18 protein-coding genes are annotated in these 16320 nt (G+C 68.1%); 3 read left to right on the forward strand and 15 right to left on the reverse strand.

What is annotated here, in order from left to right:
• Nucleotides 1-74 precede the first annotated feature (74 nt).
• On the forward strand, nt 75-1718 hold the full coding sequence (gene eccE, locus ACFU5M_RS03890; protein ID WP_379043259.1) for a type VII secretion protein EccE: 1644 nt from the start codon (nt 75-77) through the stop codon (nt 1716-1718).
• Nucleotides 1719-2499: 781 nt separating this feature from the next.
• On the opposite strand, the gene ACFU5M_RS03895 is transcribed toward eccE, so the two are convergent.
• Together ACFU5M_RS03895 and ACFU5M_RS03900 are read right to left on the reverse strand one after the other, a co-directional pair.
• The gene (locus tag ACFU5M_RS03895) at nt 2500-3060 is read right to left on the reverse strand and encodes an NADPH-dependent FMN reductase (RefSeq protein WP_379043262.1); all 561 of its coding nucleotides are present in this window, start codon (nt 3058-3060) and stop codon (nt 2500-2502) included.
• 305 nt (nt 3061-3365) lie between these two features.
• Nucleotides 3366-4175, reverse strand: coding sequence for an S-methyl-5'-thioadenosine phosphorylase (locus ACFU5M_RS03900; protein WP_379043265.1), 810 nt, complete (start codon nt 4173-4175; stop codon nt 3366-3368).
• 209 nt (nt 4176-4384) lie between these two features.
• On the opposite strand from ACFU5M_RS03900, the gene ACFU5M_RS03905 reads away from it, so the two are divergent.
• Nucleotides 4385-4708 (forward strand): metal-sensitive transcriptional regulator, encoded by a 324-nt coding sequence (locus ACFU5M_RS03905; protein ID WP_355076219.1) that lies wholly within the window; start codon nt 4385-4387, stop codon nt 4706-4708.
• 5 nt (nt 4709-4713) lie between these two features.
• Here the strand turns inward: ACFU5M_RS03905 and ACFU5M_RS03910 are convergent, their stop codons facing one another.
• The 5 genes from ACFU5M_RS03910 to ACFU5M_RS03930 all read right to left on the reverse strand — a co-directional run bounded on the left by ACFU5M_RS03910 (nt 4714) and on the right by ACFU5M_RS03930 (nt 10190).
• Nucleotides 4714-5649, reverse strand: coding sequence for a TAXI family TRAP transporter solute-binding subunit (locus ACFU5M_RS03910; RefSeq protein ID WP_379043269.1), 936 nt, complete (start codon nt 5647-5649; stop codon nt 4714-4716).
• On the reverse strand, nt 5646-7067 hold the full coding sequence (locus ACFU5M_RS03915; protein WP_379043272.1) for a sensor histidine kinase: 1422 nt from the start codon (nt 7065-7067) through the stop codon (nt 5646-5648). The genes ACFU5M_RS03910 and ACFU5M_RS03915 overlap by 4 nt, the downstream gene beginning before the upstream one ends.
• A gap of 28 nt (nt 7068-7095) precedes the next feature.
• On the reverse strand, nt 7096-7755 hold the full coding sequence (locus ACFU5M_RS03920) for a response regulator transcription factor (RefSeq protein ID WP_379043420.1): 660 nt from the start codon (nt 7753-7755) through the stop codon (nt 7096-7098).
• 46 nt (nt 7756-7801) lie between these two features.
• The gene (locus tag ACFU5M_RS03925) at nt 7802-9196 is read right to left on the reverse strand and encodes an MFS transporter (protein WP_379043275.1); all 1395 of its coding nucleotides are present in this window, start codon (nt 9194-9196) and stop codon (nt 7802-7804) included.
• A 160-nt stretch (nt 9197-9356) separates the two neighbouring features.
• Nucleotides 9357-10190, reverse strand: coding sequence for an LLM class F420-dependent oxidoreductase (locus ACFU5M_RS03930; RefSeq protein ID WP_379043278.1), 834 nt, complete (start codon nt 10188-10190; stop codon nt 9357-9359).
• A 164-nt stretch (nt 10191-10354) separates the two neighbouring features.
• On the opposite strand from ACFU5M_RS03930, the gene ACFU5M_RS03935 reads away from it, so the two are divergent.
• Nucleotides 10355-10867, forward strand: coding sequence for an Hsp20/alpha crystallin family protein (locus ACFU5M_RS03935; RefSeq protein WP_379043422.1), 513 nt, complete (start codon nt 10355-10357; stop codon nt 10865-10867).
• Between the two features lie 49 nt (nt 10868-10916).
• Here the strand turns inward: ACFU5M_RS03935 and truA are convergent, their stop codons facing one another.
• The 8 genes from truA to infA all read right to left on the reverse strand — a co-directional run bounded on the left by truA (nt 10917) and on the right by infA (nt 15831).
• Nucleotides 10917-11738, reverse strand: coding sequence for a tRNA pseudouridine(38-40) synthase TruA (truA, locus tag ACFU5M_RS03940; RefSeq protein WP_379043425.1), 822 nt, complete (start codon nt 11736-11738; stop codon nt 10917-10919).
• A gap of 130 nt (nt 11739-11868) precedes the next feature.
• On the reverse strand, nt 11869-12390 hold the full coding sequence (gene rplQ, locus ACFU5M_RS03945; RefSeq protein ID WP_379043281.1) for a 50S ribosomal protein L17: 522 nt from the start codon (nt 12388-12390) through the stop codon (nt 11869-11871).
• 125 nt (nt 12391-12515) lie between these two features.
• Nucleotides 12516-13574, reverse strand: a complete 1059-nt coding sequence (locus ACFU5M_RS03950) for a DNA-directed RNA polymerase subunit alpha (RefSeq protein WP_039796155.1) — start codon at nt 13572-13574, stop codon at nt 12516-12518.
• A 104-nt stretch (nt 13575-13678) separates the two neighbouring features.
• Nucleotides 13679-14284 (reverse strand): 30S ribosomal protein S4, encoded by a 606-nt coding sequence (rpsD, locus tag ACFU5M_RS03955; protein WP_040864912.1) that lies wholly within the window; start codon nt 14282-14284, stop codon nt 13679-13681.
• A gap of 20 nt (nt 14285-14304) precedes the next feature.
• Nucleotides 14305-14718 carry a 30S ribosomal protein S11 gene (rpsK, locus tag ACFU5M_RS03960; RefSeq protein ID WP_014349147.1) on the reverse strand — a complete coding sequence of 138 codons (414 nt, stop codon included), beginning with the start codon at nt 14716-14718 and terminating at the stop codon, nt 14305-14307.
• A 9-nt stretch (nt 14719-14727) separates the two neighbouring features.
• Complete coding sequence (gene rpsM, locus ACFU5M_RS03965; protein WP_379043286.1) at nt 14728-15099, reverse strand: 30S ribosomal protein S13; 372 nt, start codon at nt 15097-15099, stop codon at nt 14728-14730.
• 247 nt (nt 15100-15346) lie between these two features.
• Entirely contained in the window at nt 15347-15460 is a 114-nt protein-coding gene (gene rpmJ, locus ACFU5M_RS03970; protein WP_011207363.1) for a 50S ribosomal protein L36, read from the reverse strand.
• 149 nt (nt 15461-15609) lie between these two features.
• The gene (gene infA / locus ACFU5M_RS03975; RefSeq protein WP_003418601.1) at nt 15610-15831 is read right to left on the reverse strand and encodes a translation initiation factor IF-1; all 222 of its coding nucleotides are present in this window, start codon (nt 15829-15831) and stop codon (nt 15610-15612) included.
• Nucleotides 15832-16320: the final 489 nt, after the last annotated feature.

Genomic DNA, 16320 nt, shown 5'->3' on the forward strand with positions numbered 1-16320 from the left:
AGTACAGTTCCCGAGGACTCTTGTTCAGCTCGGCCACAGCAAACCGGCCGATATCGGGTACTTGGGGGACGAGGATGGCGGAACCGGCAGGCGCGGGACCACGACCGCTTCTCGGGCGGGTCTCGATGCAGAACCTGCTGATCGCGCAGATCATCGGGTTGTTCGCCGGAGTTGTCGCGCTGTTCGCCGGTCTGCCGGGGCTTCCCGCGTTCGCGGTAGCGGTGGTCGTCGTTCTGATCCCGTTGATTCCCGTCGCCAAACGCACTCTGCTGGACTGGATCGCCACATGGTGGCGCTATCTCACGCACCGTGACTACGAGCTCGGCGACACCGTCGACTTCCGTGGCACGGATGGACGCTCGCTCGGCCTGTACTGGGACGGTAGCCGCGTGGTGACGGTGGTCGAGGTGCTGCCTCCGCCCGGCGGGCTGACCAGAATCGCCCGCACCACGGTGCTTGCCTCGCACCTGCTCCCGCTGGCCGAGCTGGCCAAATGCTTGAACCAGCACGACATCCTGCTCAGCGGCATCGACATCGTCAGCCACGGGCACCGCAGCCGTTCCGGCACGCCCGCGGGCAAGATCTACGAATCACTGCTCGGCCCGCTGCCCGCCACCGCCCACCGCACGGTGTGGCTGGCGATCAGCTTCGACGCGGTGGCCTGCCCGGAGGCCGCGGCCCGGCGCGGCGGCGGAGCCGAAGGCGCCTCACGCGCGGTCACCATCGCCACCCAGCGGATCATGCGCACGCTCGAGGACGCCGACTGCAACGCCCGAATCCTGACGGCGCCCGAGATTCGCAAAGCGGTCCTGCAGATCACCGGCGGCTACGACCCGCGCGCGCTCGAACACAGCTGGCGCTATGCCGAAGTCGGCAACAACGTGAACATCGGCAGCGCGGTGGATCCAAAGCGGCTCGAATCCGACCTGCTCGCCCAGCTCTGGGTAGCTCCCTCGCGTGGAACGACGGTGGCTGTACGGCTGCGTCCCGGCAGCTCGGCCGAATCGGTGAGCATCGGCGCCGCCTGGCGGTTGACCGCGCGGGAGCTGCCGGAACGGTCCGAGTTGCCCGGCATGATCTCGATGAACGGACGCCACCGCGACGGGCTGCTGGCCCATCTGCCCATCGCAGTTCCCGGTGTGGACGACACCGTCCCGATGATCGAGCACCTGATCGACGTCGTCGACGATCTGCACTTGCCCTCTTCCGGCTGTGGCCAGCTGATCGGCTCGGACGACGAGGGAAACGGCGTGGCGGTCCGCATCGTGGGCGCGGGAATCTCGACGGTGTATGTCGCGGGCGAGCTGTATCTGGCCCAGCAGTTGGTGTTCCGCGCCCTGGCGGTCGGCGAACGGATTCTGATCCGCACCGATCGGGCGCGGGCATGGGAGAACCTGGTCACCACGATCGGCAATCCGGAGCGACTGACCATCGCGGTCGAAACCCACCAGTCCGACGCGGGATTCACCGCCACGGTGGTGGACGGGGTGCTCGCGCCCGCTCCGCACGCGGGCGTCACCACCATCTACGTCACGGGTGATCCGATGGGCTGGCCCGCCAGCCGTCCCGACCTGGCCATCCACCAGCCCGGCGCGATCGGCAACCATGTGGCGCTGCGCACCGGCACAGCGCAGGTCGACCTGACGCTGGTGTCGATCCCCAGCGAGGCCACCTACATCGGCCAGCCGCGCGGCCGTCGGGCAATGCAGCCGCAGTAGCACGAGCCGCGCGAGCGACCGTGCGCTCGAGGGAATTCGACGTTGCATCGGCCCGCGAGGGTATCGGCTTGACGGCTCAGAAATCGGAAAGCTAACGTCTCGCATGGCGGCGCGAATTCGGGCCGTCCTGGTCGGGAGTTCCAGGAGGGGAAATTCATGAGGGCTTCGGTTTATTTGTTCACGTCGCTGTTGGCCATAGGCGTCACTTCGGCGGTGCTGAATCCTGGCGTCGCGAGTGCGCTGCCATCCAGCTGTAAAACCGGTGGTTTCGGCGTCCGCTGCAACACCCAGAGGGACTGTGAGTCGGCACGCAAGGAGCTCAAGGCTCAGCATCCGACGATCAGTCACTGCTACACACAACAGCCGGACAAGGAGAAGTTCAAGTACGTGTGGGCCGCGAACTGGTAATCGCCGACTCATCTCGCGACGAACTCACTCACGCGGCAAGCCGAACGTGAAAGCGTTCGATCGGGGCCATTCCATCGATCGCGATTACGTCGGTCGACGGAATGGCCTCGTGGCGGCATGCTTTTCCGACGACAACGTAAACGGGGTCTACCTGACAGTCGGGGCGTGTTCGCACCCTACGTGACCGGTGTCCCGATTCGTGGGTCCTCCGATCGCGTCGATCTGCGCATCAACCAACCCGGCGCGCGATCGGCAACCACGTGGCGCTGCGCACCAGCACGGCCAGGCCCACCTGAGGCTGGTGCCGATATCCCAGCGAGGACACATACATGGCGAGTCGCGCGGCGAACGCGTCGCGGCGGCCCAGTGAGGGCTAACCGGGATACGGATCGGCAGCCCGGGCGGCTCGCAAAGTGCGTGCCCACCAAGCCAATTGACGCAACATTCGTTCTGCCGCATCGATGGCGGCGCCGTCGCGGGTGTCGCCCGTCTCGTCGAACCGTTTCTTGGCCTGGTGGAAGCTGACCGTCTCACGGACCGACACCATATGGATCTCGGCGACGACCTGGCGCAACTGCTCCACCGCACGCAGGCCACCGGAGAGTCCCCCGTAGGAGACGAAAGCGATGGGTTTCGCGCGCCACTCGTGTTTCGCGGTGTCGAAGGCCGTCTTCAGTGACGCCGGATAGCCGTGGTTGTACTCCGAGGTGACGACGACGAACGCGTCGGCACCCCGCAGTCGCGCGCGATAGGCCGTGGTCTCGTCGCTCTCGGTGAGCTCGACCGGCAACGGCGTGTGCGCGAGATCGATGACGCCCGTGTCGAATTCGGTATGCGCGCGCACGGTACGCAGGAACCAGTCCGCGACCACCGGCGCGAACCGCTCCGGACGCACACTGGCCACGATGACCTCGAGCCGCAACGGAGTATCCACCGCGCGAGCCTAACTCGGGACCTGTTCGCCGCCGCGCACCGGCGCGCAGGCGCTGCGGCCGGCGGACAGTGACGCGAGACGACGCTCTACCCGACCGTGGAGCAGGTGACCGGGCGATCACCGCGCACCTTCGAGCAATGGGCAGCCGACCACGCCGAAACGTTCGCGCCGATGCCGAGCCGACGGCCACCGGCGGGCCGATGACGGACATCACCGATGCGGTATCGGTTGTCCACCGGATCGGTGTCCGCGGCACCCGGCTCAGTGCCCGCAGAACGTCCGCGTGACCAGCACCCTGCGTCGACTCAGGGCAGTTCGAACGGCAGCGACACTCCCGCGTGGACGCGGCAGCGGTCACACGTGTCGGTACCGTCGACTCCGGCTACCGCGCGCCGGATCAGTTCCTTGAACGGCGCGAGGTTGCGCTTGAACTCGGCGAAGACATCGACAGCGTGCACCCCCTCGCCCTCCTCCAGACCGGCGTCCAAATCGGTCACGAGAGCGACTGCGGCGTAGCACATTTCGAGTTCGCGGGCGAGCACCGCCTCCGGATGGCCGGTCATGTTCACCAGGTCCCAGCCCTGCGCGGCGAACCACCGGCTCTCGGCACGGGTGGAGAAGCGCGGTCCCTCGACCACGACCATCGTGGCCGCGTGCATCATGTGCAGCGCGTCGGACTCGGCCTTGATGGCGGCGGCGCGCAGTTCCTCGCAGTACGGATCAGCGAAGGACACGTGGATGCCGCCGCCGTCGAAAAAGGTCTGCGGACGGCCGGACGTCCGGTCGACCAGCTGATCCGGCACCGCGACCGTACCGGGGCCCCAGTCCGCCCGCAGGCTGCCGACCGCGCAGGGCGCGAAGATCCGGCGCACGCCCAGTGAGCGCAGGGCCCACAGGTTGGCCCGGTAGGGCAGGGTGTGCGGCGCGAACTCGTGGTTCTTGCCGTGTCGCGGCAGGAACGCCACCGGCCTGCCCTCCACCTCTCCGACGGCGATACCCGCGCTCGGGGCGCCATAGGGAGTCTCGACCTCGATGGTGGTCGCCTCGTTGTCGAAGAAATCGTAGAAGCCGCTGCCGCCGATGACGGCGAGCGCGGGCCGGGGGTGCGAACTCATACCCCGATTGTCTCGTCCCGCCACAGCCGTCGCGCGCCGGGATCCGCGTTACGCCTGCTCGGCGTAGCGGCGCGCCGCCGCTCCCACCGGCCGCATTCGCCACGCCGGGTGATCGCCGAGCGGCCCGACCTGACAAAGCGGCCCGGAAAATGTACCCTAGGGGGGTATTATCCCGGTCCCGGCGACCGGCAAGCAGCGAGGAGACATCGGTGGCAGCTTCGCCCCACGACCACACAGCGGCCGACCATGCCGCACACGGCTACATCACCGCCAAGGACGACTACCTCAAGCGGCTGCGGCGCATCGAGGGCCAAGCGCGCGGTCTGCAGCGGATGGTCGAGGAGGAGAAGTACTGCATCGACATCCTCACCCAGGTCTCCGCCATGACCAAAGCGCTGCAAGCGGTGGCGATGGGCCTGCTGGAGGACCATATCAGCCACTGCGTGGTGGACGCGGCAGTCGCGGGCGGCCCGGAGGCCGAAGCCAAGATCAAGGAAGCCACCGACGCCATCGCCCGCTTGGTCCGGTCCTGACCCAGCTATCCGTGCCAGCGGCGATAGACCGCGGCCGCGCCTGGATGTAGCGGAATCGAACCGGTGCTGATCAGCGACCGGCCGTCGAGGAACTGGGTGCCCGCCGCCTCGGTGGGCACCAGCGCGTCCGCGTGCCACACCAGCAGTTCGACGATCGAAGCGGCCACTTCGTCGGGGATGGTGCGTGCCGCGAGCAAGAGATTGGCCACCCCGATGGTGTGCACGGAGACACCGCCCGGATAGGCGTCCGCGGGGATCGCGACCCGGTCGTACACCGGCCCGAACCACTCCCGCATCGGTGCGGCCAGCTCACCCATGTCCACCAACCGCATCCGGCTCGGCACCGCCAGCAGCGCGGTCGGCACGCCGCCCGCCCACAACAACGCATCGGCCTCGCCCGCGGTCAGGGCGGCCACCGCCTCCGCCAGTGGGCGATGCGAGATCGCCACGTCGGCATGCGGGTCCAGGCCCGCGACGCGCAGGATCCGTTCGCCGGTCAGGGCCGCGCCCGAACCTTCCGCGCCCAGACTCACCCGTGTTCCGCGCAGATCCGCGACCGAGCCGATCGAGCTGTCCGAGCGCACGACCAACTGCAGGTAGTTCTCGTAGACCCGCCCCAGCGCGCACACCCGATCGGCGTTGCCAGGCACCGAATCCGCGAGCGCCAGCGCGGCATCGACCTCGCCGCGCGCCAGCAACGCCAGATTGGCTTGCGAGCCCGAGGTGGTGACCCGCTCGATCCGCACGTCTCCGATGTCCGCGGCGGCCAGGCCGAGCAGCCCCGCGAAGGCGTGATAGAAGCCGCCGACCTCGCCGGATGCCAGCCGCACCGTAGCTCCCCGGCCGCTCGGGGCGCAGCCGGCGACACCCGCTGCGGCGGCCAGTGCGAAGAAGCCGCGTCGATCGAGACCGCGCTGGAGCATCGACTCGCGGCCGGTCATCGGGCCTCCGCCGCGGGCAAACGCACAGTCACCGCTAGACCGTGCGGACGCGTCGCCGCCACGGTGAGAGCGCCACCGCGCGCCTGCGCCAACGCCGAGGCGATCGGCAGGCCCAGTCCGGAGCCACCGGTCGCCGCGGCGGAACCACGGAAGAAGCGCGTGGTCAGCTTGTCTATCTCATCGACGGGAACACCGGTGCCGTCGTCGCGGACTGTCACCGTGACCCAGCCCGGCTCGGTCGCGACGACGAGATCGACGTGCGCGCCCGCCCCCGCGTAGCGTGTGGCGTTGCTCAGCGGTACGTCGAGTATCTGCGCGAGCACGTCGGCGGGGACTGCGACGTCGGCGCGCTCGGCCAGGGGCGCTACCCGCAGTTCCTGTCCGGCCGCCTCGAACGCCGAGCACCAGGCGTCGAATCGGTCGGCCACCACCTGCACGGCGTCGCCCTGGTTGTCGCCCTCGGCGGTGCGCGCGACGTCGAACGCCGCGGGCGTCTCGGCGACGGCCAGACTGAGCAGGCCGTCGAGCAGCGCGGTGAGCCGGTCGACTTCGGCGCCCGCGCTGCGGAAGATGCTTGCCGCGCTCGCCGGAATCGCGGGCTCCAACGAATCCAGGCGAATGGTCAGTGCGGCCAGCGGGTTGCGCATCGCGTGTGCGGTGTCGGCGACCAGCTGGCGCTGCGCGTCCGTCGAATCGGCGACGGCCAGCGCCATCGCGTCGAAGGACTCCGCCAGCGCGCGCATTTCCGGCGGCCCGCCGTAGCGCCCCGCGATCGAGACGGGAGCGAATGTCTCGGCGCGCGGTTTGGGCAGCGTCGCGGTCAACCCCGCCACACCTTGCGACAGCGCCGCAAGCGGCCGCAGCACCCAGCGGCCGATCGTCACCGCCAACAGCACGAACAACGTCATCGCGACGACCCCGCCCAGGACGATCACCGCCCAGGCCCGCGCGATGTCACCACGAGCACGGGCCGTCGACGCCTCGATCACTACGGCTCCGTTCACCTGCACACCGGTGCCGACCGGCCGCGCGACCAGCATGGTCGGCGCGCCCCATGGCGTCAGCTTGTCCGCCGCGTACGGGCGCTGATTGCGGCGCGCGGCCGCTACCGCCGCAGTGATCCCATGACCGTTCACGTCCGTCCCCGCGTTCACCGTCGTCGCTCCCCTGGCGTCGACCACCAGCACGTTCTCGCCGTACAAGTCGTGATAGCGGAGTACCTCGTCGGCCAGCGCGCGGCTGTCACCCGTGGTGACCGCGTCGTCGGCCAGGGTGGCGAAGCGGTCGGCGTCCCCGGAGCGCGCCAGCACCAGCTGCTGGGTGCGACTGGTGGCGATGGTCAGCGACAGCGGCACCGCGAAGGCCAGCACCGCGATGGCCGCGAACAGCGTCAGCGCGACGAGCAAGCGACGCCGCATGGCATACCTCCGGCCCGCCGGACCGCGCTCACTGTCCCCACCGATACCCGTAGCCGCGGATGGTGGTGATCAGGCCGGGCCGGTTCAGCTTCGCTCGCAGGCCGGTCATGTGCACATCCAGCGAACGCGATACCGCGACGAAGGCATCACCCCAGATGCGATCCATCAACTGCTGGCGGCTCACCGCGGCCCCCGGCCGTTCCACCAGCGCCTCGACCAACTCGAACTCCTTCTGTGTCAGCGGCACCGGCGTACCGGCGACCTCGACCACGCGGGCCCCCAGGTCCACCCGCACGTCACCGGTGACGACCACCGATTGAGCCTGCCTGGCCGCGGCGGCCGCCCGCCTGGCGACCGTCTCCAACCGCGCGACGAGTTCCGCGATCCGCGGCGGCTTGACCAGATAGTCGTCCGCACCGCCGCGCAGGCCACGCACGATCGACCGTTCGTCGCTGCGCGCGGTCAGGATCAGCACCGGGATCGCACTCACCTCGCGCAGTCGGCGCAGCACCTGCAGACCGTCTCCGTCGGGCAGTCCGAGATCGAGGACTACGGCGTCGAAGTCGCGATGCGCGACCAGCAGGTCCGCGCCGCGGCGCATGCGTTCGGCGCGGTAACCGCGAGCGTTCAGGGCCTCGACCAGCGCGTCTCCCACGCCGTCGTCGTCCTCGACCACCGCAAGCCGCACGCGCCGATCCTCCCACAGCGGGCGGACCGGCGCGTCTGCCGGACGGTCAGTCACGCACGGTGACCATCGGCCGTCCCGGCCGGGCCGCCGCGCCGGACCCGGTATCGGCGCCCGCGTCGATCTGCGACGAAGCCGAGGTCTCCCGCATGAAGTAGTAGGTGATCAGCGAGATGGCGATGCAGCCCGCGACGTACCAGAAGTACAGCGACTCGTGCCCGGCCTTCTTCAGCGCCAGCGCGATAGTCTCCGCGGTGCCGCCGAAGATGGCGACGGTCAGGGCGTAGGGCAGCCCGACACCGAGCGCGCGGATCTTCGTCGGGAAGAGCTCGGCCTTCACGATCGCGTTGATCGAGGTATATCCCGTGATGATCAGCAGGGCGGCCATCATCAGGCCCCACGCGGCGACCGGATCGGTGGTGTGCGCGAGCACCGTCATGATCGGCACGGTCAGCAGCGTGCCCGCCACGCCGAAGAAGATCAGCAGCTTGCGCCGGCCCACCCGGTCCGACAGCGCGCCCGCCAGTGGCTGCAGCACCACGAAGACCAGCAGCGCGATGAAGTTGATCCACGCCACCGTCGATTTCGAGATGCCGGAGGTGTTGATCATGAACTTCTGCATGTAGGTCGTATACGTGTAGAACGCGACCGTTCCGCCCAGCGTCAACCCGACGACCAGCAGACACTCGCGGGGGTATTGCAACAGGATCCGCAGCGAACCTCGCGACTGCCCCGCTTCGGCGGACACCGCCGCGCCCGTCGCGTTCTCCTTCGACGCCTGCGCGGATTCGGCGCGGAACTGCTCGGACTCGTCCATGCCGCGTCGCAGCCACATCACGATCAGCGCGCCGGCAGCGCCGATCACGAACGGAATCCGCCAACCCCAGTCGTTCATCCGGTCGGCGTCGAGAAATTGTTGCAGCACGATCTGCACCCCGAGCGCGACGAGCTGGCCGGCCACCAGCGTCACGTATTGGAAACTCGAGTAGAACCCGCGCCTGCCCGCCGAGGCCACCTCGGACAGATATGTCGCGCTGGTGGCGTATTCACCGCCGACCGACAGACCCTGCAAGAGCCGGGCGACCAGCAGCAGGGCCGGAGCGGCCAGACCGATGGTCTGGTAGCCGGGTGTCACCGCGATCAGCAGTGAACCCGCCGCCATCACGGTCACCGACAGGGTAAGCGCCGAACGCCGGCCGAACCGGTCGGCGTATCGGCCCAGCGCCCAGCCGCCGATCGGGCGCATCAAGAAGCCGACCGCGAACACAGCGGCGGTGGACAGCAGCTGCGCCGTCGGATCGTCCTGGGGAAAGAACGTCTTCGCGAAATACACGCTGAACGCGGCATAGACATACCAGTCGTACCACTCGACCAGGTTGCCGATCGATCCGCGTAGAACGTTCGCGACCACCCGGCGCTCGCTCACGGGCTGTGTCGTAGTCACAAGATCTCCTCCTCCGACGCCTCATCACGTCGTCGCAGATCAGTGTGGCGGCTGTCACAAGCGCGCGGAATGGCTCTCGATGCTTCCTAACAGTCCCTTAGGACGATCCTCGGAAACACTTCCGGCCCCGGACGAACAGGGCGGGGCCGGAGGCGACTACTCAGGATTTCGCGGTCAGCAGCGGAGCGAGGGTGCGCAGCGCCGGGAGGTAGTTGTCGCCGAGGAGCTGCACCGCGACATGGTCGGCACCGGCGTCGAGGTGCTCCGACAGCCGGGCGGCGATCCGTTCCGGCGTGCCGTGCGCGATGACGGCGTCGAACACGCGATCGCCGGGCGGGACGGCGAGGTCGGCGTCGGTGAAGCCGAACCGGCGCAGGTTCGACGCGTAGTTGGTCAGGCCCAGGTAGAACCCGACGGTCTGGTCGGCAACGGCATGCGCGGCCCGGGCGTCGTCGGTCAGCACCACCTTGTGCTCGGTCGCCAGCAGCGCGTCGGGGCCGACGATCTCGCGAGCCTTCGCGGTGTGCGCCGCGGGGACGAAGTACGGCAGCGGGCCCAGGGATCGCTCGGCGGCCAGCTTCAGCACGCGGGGGCCGAGTGCGGCCACCGCACGTCGTTCGGCGGGCACTCCGGCGGCGTCGAGCTCGTCGAGGTATTCGACCAGCGCTTCGAACGGCTTGCGGTACTCGCCGGTGTGCTCCGGGTGTCCCGCGCCGATGCCGAGCAGGAACCGGCCGGGGAAGCGGGCCTCGATTCGGTGGAACGAGTCGGCCGTCTCCTTCGCGGGCGACGCCCAGATGTTCACGATGCTGGTGGCCACGGTGATCGTTTCGGTCGCCTCCAGCAGCGGTTCGACCACCGCCAAGTCCGCGGGCGGCGAGGCCCCCAACCACAGCGCGCCGTAGCCCAGCTGCTCCAATTCCCGTGCTTCCTCCGGGCTGAACCCGTTGAACGCCCGCCACACTCCGAACCGTCCGAGACTGTCGAATGCCATGTCCCGACCCAACACGTACCCGTGGGCGGCTATTCCGTGCCACCGGATATCGCGATCGCGGCCCGATGCTCTTCCGCTTCAAGAGCGCTACTGTGGCTATTGCACAGCTATCGGCGCCCGCCGCCGTGGCAGGCGTCACCACTAACGAGATGGAGGTGATCGCTGTGCTGAGATTCGATCCATTCCATGACATCGACACCGTCGCCCGTCAATTGCTCGGGGAAAGCGCCGGAACCGGTCGCGCACCGCGATTCATGCCGATGGATCTGTTCAAGGCGGGAGATCACTACGTCCTGAACGCGGACTTGCCCGGCGTCGATCCCGGCTCGATCGATGTCAGTGTCGACAACGGCACGCTCTCTCTGCGGGCGCAACGCACCGTGCCGAGCGAAGAAGGCGTCCAGTGGATCGCCTCGGAACGCTTCGCGGGCACCTTCATGCGCCAGATGTCGCTCGGCGAGAACGTCGACGTCGACAACATCAGCGCGACCTACAACAACGGCGTGCTCTCGGTGACGATCCCCATCGCGGAGCGTGCGAAGCCGCGCCGCATCCAGATCTCCGGGGCGTCCCAGGAACCGAGGACGATCGAAACGCAATCGGGTGGACCCGGACAGCCTACGCAGGCCGAGCAGCAAGGGCAGGCCCCGCAGCAGTATCCGCGATCATCGAAGTGACCGCCTCGCTGCCCGCACCCGAGCGCGGGTGCGGGCAGCTCTGACATGCCTAATCGCCGCAGCAACCCGCCTGCGGGACCGGGACCGACCGCATCTCCCGCGTCTGCGCGTTGCGGGCGGCGAGTTCTTCGTCGGCCGGGTAGTCGACGCCGATCAGGCTCAAACCGTGTGCCGGAGCGACGGTGACCGAACTGGAGCGCTCCGTCGCCCGCAGCAGCTCGGCGACCCATGCCACGGTGCGCCGCCCCTCGCCGACGGCGAGCACCGCGCCCACCAGGCTGCGGACCATCGACCAGCAGAACGCGTCGGCGCTGACGTAGGCGACCAGCAGATCGCCGTCGCGCACCCAGTCGAAGCGCTGCAACTCCCGGACCGTCGTCGCGCCTTCTCTGCGTCGGCAGAACGCGGCGAAATCATGCAGCCCCAACAGTGTTCGCGAAGCCTCCCGCATGGCCCCGACATCGACGCCCGACCGGCAAGCGACCACGCTGCGGGCTTGCAGCGGCTGCGCCCCATACGGCGCGGTGGTCAACCGATAGGCATAGTGGCGGCGGATGGCGGAGAACCGGGCGTCGAAGTCGGGCGCGGCCAAGCGCGCTCCCGTGATCCGCACGTCCTTCGGCAGGAATCGCGCCATCCGGTGCACCAGCCTCTCCGCGTCCAGTTCCCCGGACGTGTCGAAATGCGCGACCTGTGCTTCGGCGTGCACGCCCGCGTCCGTTCGTCCCGCCACGGTCAGCTGGATCGGCTCGCGGAACACCTTGCTCAGCGCGTCCTCGAGCACGCCCTGCACGGTGCGCAGACCTGGCTGGCGTGCCCAGCCGATGAAGTCCGTGCCGTCGTAGGCGATGTCCAGCCGGACCCGCGACATGCCGTTGCATGGCACGTCCGCGCTCGATCCCACCGTTTCCTCCACGGTCACATGATCCTCCGGTCGAAACGAACGAGCCCGCCGACCCAGTGCGGGTGGCGGGCTCGTGCGCGAACTCCGACGCTCAGCGTCAGGCGTCCTTCTTGTCCTCGGCGGCCTCGTCGGCAGCCGGAGCCTCGGTGGTCTCGTCGGTGGCCTCCTCGGCCTCCTCCTCGACGACCTCGGCGGCCGGAGCCTCTTCCGCCTTCTTCGACGCGGCGACGCGACGAGCGCGATCGGCCTCGTTGGTCACGGTCTTCTCCCGGACCAGCTCGATGATCGCCATCGGCGCGTTGTCACCCTTACGCGGCAGCGTCTTGGTGATGCGGGTGTAGCCACCCTCGCGCCCCTCGAACGCCGGGCCGATCTCGGCGAAGAGCTCGTGCACGACGCTTTTGTTGCGAATGACCTTCAGCACCTCGCGACGGTCGGCCAGAGTGCCGCCCTTCGCCTTGGTGATCAGCTTCTCCGCGTAGGGGCGCACGGCCTTGGCCTTGGCCTCGGTGGTGGTGATCCGGCCGTGCTCGAAGAGCGCCGTCGCCAGATTGGCGAAGATCGCCTTCTGGTGCGACGCCGACCCGCCGAAGCGGGCACCCTTCTTGGGCTTGGGCATTGTGGTGTTCTCCTGTGTGTCTTTGCGGCGCTCCCGGCGCCATGCGTGGTTACGCTCTGCTACCGCCTCCGGGCGCGTCGCTCACGCCGCGGATATGAGGCCGGGCCGGGGGCCTTCCCGGCGGCCTAGAGCTGTTCGGTCTCGGCGTAGTCCTGCTCGCCGCCATCGGTGTCACTGAACGTGCCGCTGTCGCTCCACGTGCCGGTGCTCGCGTCGTAACCGACCACGCTGGACGGATCGAACGACGCCGGGCTGTCCTTCAGCGAGAGGCCGAGCGCGTGCAGCTTGACCTTGACCTCGTCGATGGACTTCTGGCCGAAGTTGCGAATGTCCAGCAGATCCGACTCGGTGCGGGCGACCAGCTCGCCCACGGTGTGCACACCCTCGCGCTTGAGGCAGTTGTAGGACCGGACGGTGAGGTCCAGGTCCTCGATCGGCAGGCCGAAGGAGGCGATGTGATCCGCCTCGGCCGGCGAGGGGCCGATCTCGATGCCCTCGGCTTCGACGTTCAGCTCGCGGGCCAGGCCGAAGAGCTCGACCAGGGTCTTGCCCGCCGAGGCGAGCGCGTCCCGCGCGCTGATGGAGTTCTTGGTCTCCACGTCCAGGATGAGCCGGTCGAAGTCGGTGCGCTGCTCGACGCGGGTGGCCTCGACCTTGTAGGTCACCTTCAGCACCGGCGAGTAGATCGAATCCACCGGAATCCGGCCGATTTCCGCACCGGAGGCCTTGTTCTGCACGGCGGGGACGTAGCCGCGACCGCGCTCGACGACGAGCTCGATCTCCAGCTTGCCCTTGTCGTTCAAGGTCGCGATGTGCATGTCCGGGTTGTGCACCACGACGCCGCTGGGCGGGACGATGTCACCGGCGGTGACGGTGCCCGGACCCTGCTTGCGCACGTACATCGTGACCGGCTCGTCCTCCTCCGAGGACACGACCAGGCCCTTGAGGTTCAGGATGATGTCGGTGACATCCTCCTTCACACCCGGGACGGTGGTGAACTCGTGCAGGACGCCGTCGATGCGGATGCTCGTGACCGCCGCCCCCGGAATCGAGGACAGCAGGGTACGCCGCAGCGAGTTGCCGAGGGTGTAACCGAAGCCCGGCTCGAGCGGTTCGATGGTGAACTTCGAGCGGTTCTCGGCGACGACCTCTTCGGTCAGCGTCGGACGCTGTGAAATCAGCATTAGGATCATCCTCCTTTTTGGGCGCCCGCTATTTGACGCCTCGTCTCAGGGGTTGTGCGTGGCCGACCGGATCGGGACGGCCACGCACCAGCAGCACGTGCCGATTACTTCGAGTAGTACTCGACGATCAGCTGTTCCTGCAGCGGCACATCGATCTGGGCGCGCTCCGGCACCTGGTGGACCAGGATCCGCAGCCGGCCCGGGATCACCTGCAGCCAGCCCGGAACCGGGCGGTCGCCGACGGTCTCGCGCGCCACCTGGAACGGCAGGGTGCCCAGCGACTTCTCCTTGACATCGATGATGTCGTACTGGGTGACCTGGAAGCTGGGGACGTCGACCTTCTTGTTGTTCACCAGGAAGTGGCCGTGCGAGACCAGCTGGCGAGCCTGCCGGCGGGTACGGGCCAGACCTGCGCGGTACACGACGTTGTCCAGGCGGGTCTCGAGCAGGCGCAGCAGGTTGTCACCGGTCTTGCCCTTGAGGCGGTTGGCCTCCTCGTAGTACCGGCGGAACTGCTTCTCCATGACACCGTAGGAGAAGCGGGCCTTCTGCTTCTCCTGCAGCTGGAGCAGGTACTCGCTCTCCTTGATCCGCGCGCGGCCGTGCTGGCCGGGCGGGTAGGGGCGACGTTCGAACGCCTGGTCGCCTCCGACGAGGTCGACGCGCAGACGACGCGACTTGCGGGTGATAGGGCCTGTGTAACGAGCCATTGTTCGCTATTCCTTTCCCGCTAGACGCGACGCCGCTTGGGCGGACGGCAGCCGTTGTGGGGCTGCGGGGTGACATCGGAGATCGTGCCCACTTCGAGGCCGGCGGCCTGCAGCGAGCGGATCGCGGTCTCGCGGCCCGAGCCGGGGCCCTTCACGAACACGTCGACCTTCTTGACGCCGTTCTCCTGCGCCTTGCGGGCGGCGTTCTCGGCGGCGAGCTGCGCGGCGAACGGGGTCGACTTGCGCGAACCCTTGAAGCCGACGTGGCCCGACGACGCCCAGGAGATGACGTTGCCACTCGGGTCGGTGATCGACACGATCGTGTTGTTGAACGTGCTCTTGATGTGCGCGTGGCCGTGCGGGACGTTCTTCTTTTCCCGGCGACGCGACTTCTGGGTCTTCTTGGGGCCGGAGGCCCTGGACTTCGGAGGCATCGGTTATCCCTACTTCTTCTTGCCGGCGACGGTGCGCTTCGGGCCCTTGCGGGTGCGCGCGTTGGTCTTGGTGCGCTGGCCACGCACGGGCAGGCCACGACGGTGGCGCAGGCCCTGGTAGCAGCCGATCTCGATCTTGCGGCGAATATCGGCCTGCACCTCGCGGCGCAGGTCACCCTCGACCTTGAGAGCCGAACCCTCGATGTAGTCACGCAGCTGCGTGACCTGCTCGTCGCTGAGATCCTTCGAGCGCAGGTCCGGGCTGACGCCGGTGGCCTCGAGGATCTCCTTCGACCGGGTACGGCCGATGCCGAAAATGTAGGTCAGTGCGATCTCCATGCGCTTCTCGCGCGGGAGGTCGACGCCCATGAGACGTGCCATCTGGCAGTTTCCTTAATTGTTGCGGAGGTCTGCTCCCTGTCCGTCCCCTCGTCTTGGTGGGGCACCGGCCTCCGAACCGGTGGTAGGCGCACACGCCCAGGGCGAACCCTGATATCCGCAGCGTGCGGCTGGAGCTGGGAGTTCTTCTTGCCAATCCGAACTGCGGTTCGGTGCTTGGCTGGTGTCGCGTCGAGCGGCGCCTCCGGCAAGCCTCGGGCGGGTGAGACGAGGTCTCCCTCGCCTCCGCTCAGCCCTGGCGCTGCTTGTGGCGCAGGTTGTCGCAGATCACCATGACCCGGCCGTGACGGCGGATCACCTTGCACTTCTCGCAGATCTTCTTGACGCTCGGCTGAACCTTCACGTCCGTCCAATCTGTTGTGGTTCACAGGGGTGTGAACACAGTTTTTCCCCAGTCGACGACTGGGGAAGTTCTGTAGTGAGTCTTTCGACTCGGCCCCGGCTCACGCCGGGACTGCCGGGTTCGCATCGCCCCGATCGCGCCGGGCACGATCACTTGTAGCGGTATACGATCCGGCCGCGCGACAGGTCGTAGGGCGAGAGCTCGACGACAACGCGGTCCTCGGGGAGGATGCGAATGTAGTGCTGCCGCATCTTCCCGCTGATGTGCGCGAGAACCTTGTGCCCGTTCTCGAGCTCGATCCGGAACATCGCATTGGGCAGCGGTTCGACAACTCGACCCTCGACCTCGATGGCCCCGTCTTTCTTCGCCATGTCCTCCGCGATCCCGGTTACGCTCAACCTGGTTTGTTTGCCTGAGTCTGCTCGGATGGACCGACCGCCGGAGCGGACCGTTCGCACACAAACAGGCGGCGCGTAGGTGCACCGCCGCTCCAGCTTACCGATCCGTTCCGGATCGGGCAAAAATGCCTCCCTGTATACCCGTGTCGCCAGGGGTTTCGCAGCCTTCTTCCCACTCGTGGCGGGCCTCGGACGCTGCGACACGACGGCACCCGGTTGTCGCGTAAACTGGCCGCTGTCCAGGTATTTGGGTCGAACAGATCGAGGGGGATGCGTGAGCCGGCGCAGCGAGCGAGCCACCGGCGGAGGCACCCTCGGTCAGGTCGAAGCGAGCGGCAGGGAGGCGAGGCCGTGAGACAGCATAGCGAGCGAGTCACCGGTAGAGCGCCCCTGGCCACGACCGAGCCGAGCGGCAGCGAGGGAAGTCGTGAGTGAACGCAGCGAGCGCATCGTCGGCGCGCC

The sequence above is a fragment of the Nocardia sp. NPDC057455 genome, assembly GCF_042802775.1.
GTDB lineage: Bacteria > Actinomycetota > Actinomycetes > Mycobacteriales > Mycobacteriaceae > Nocardia.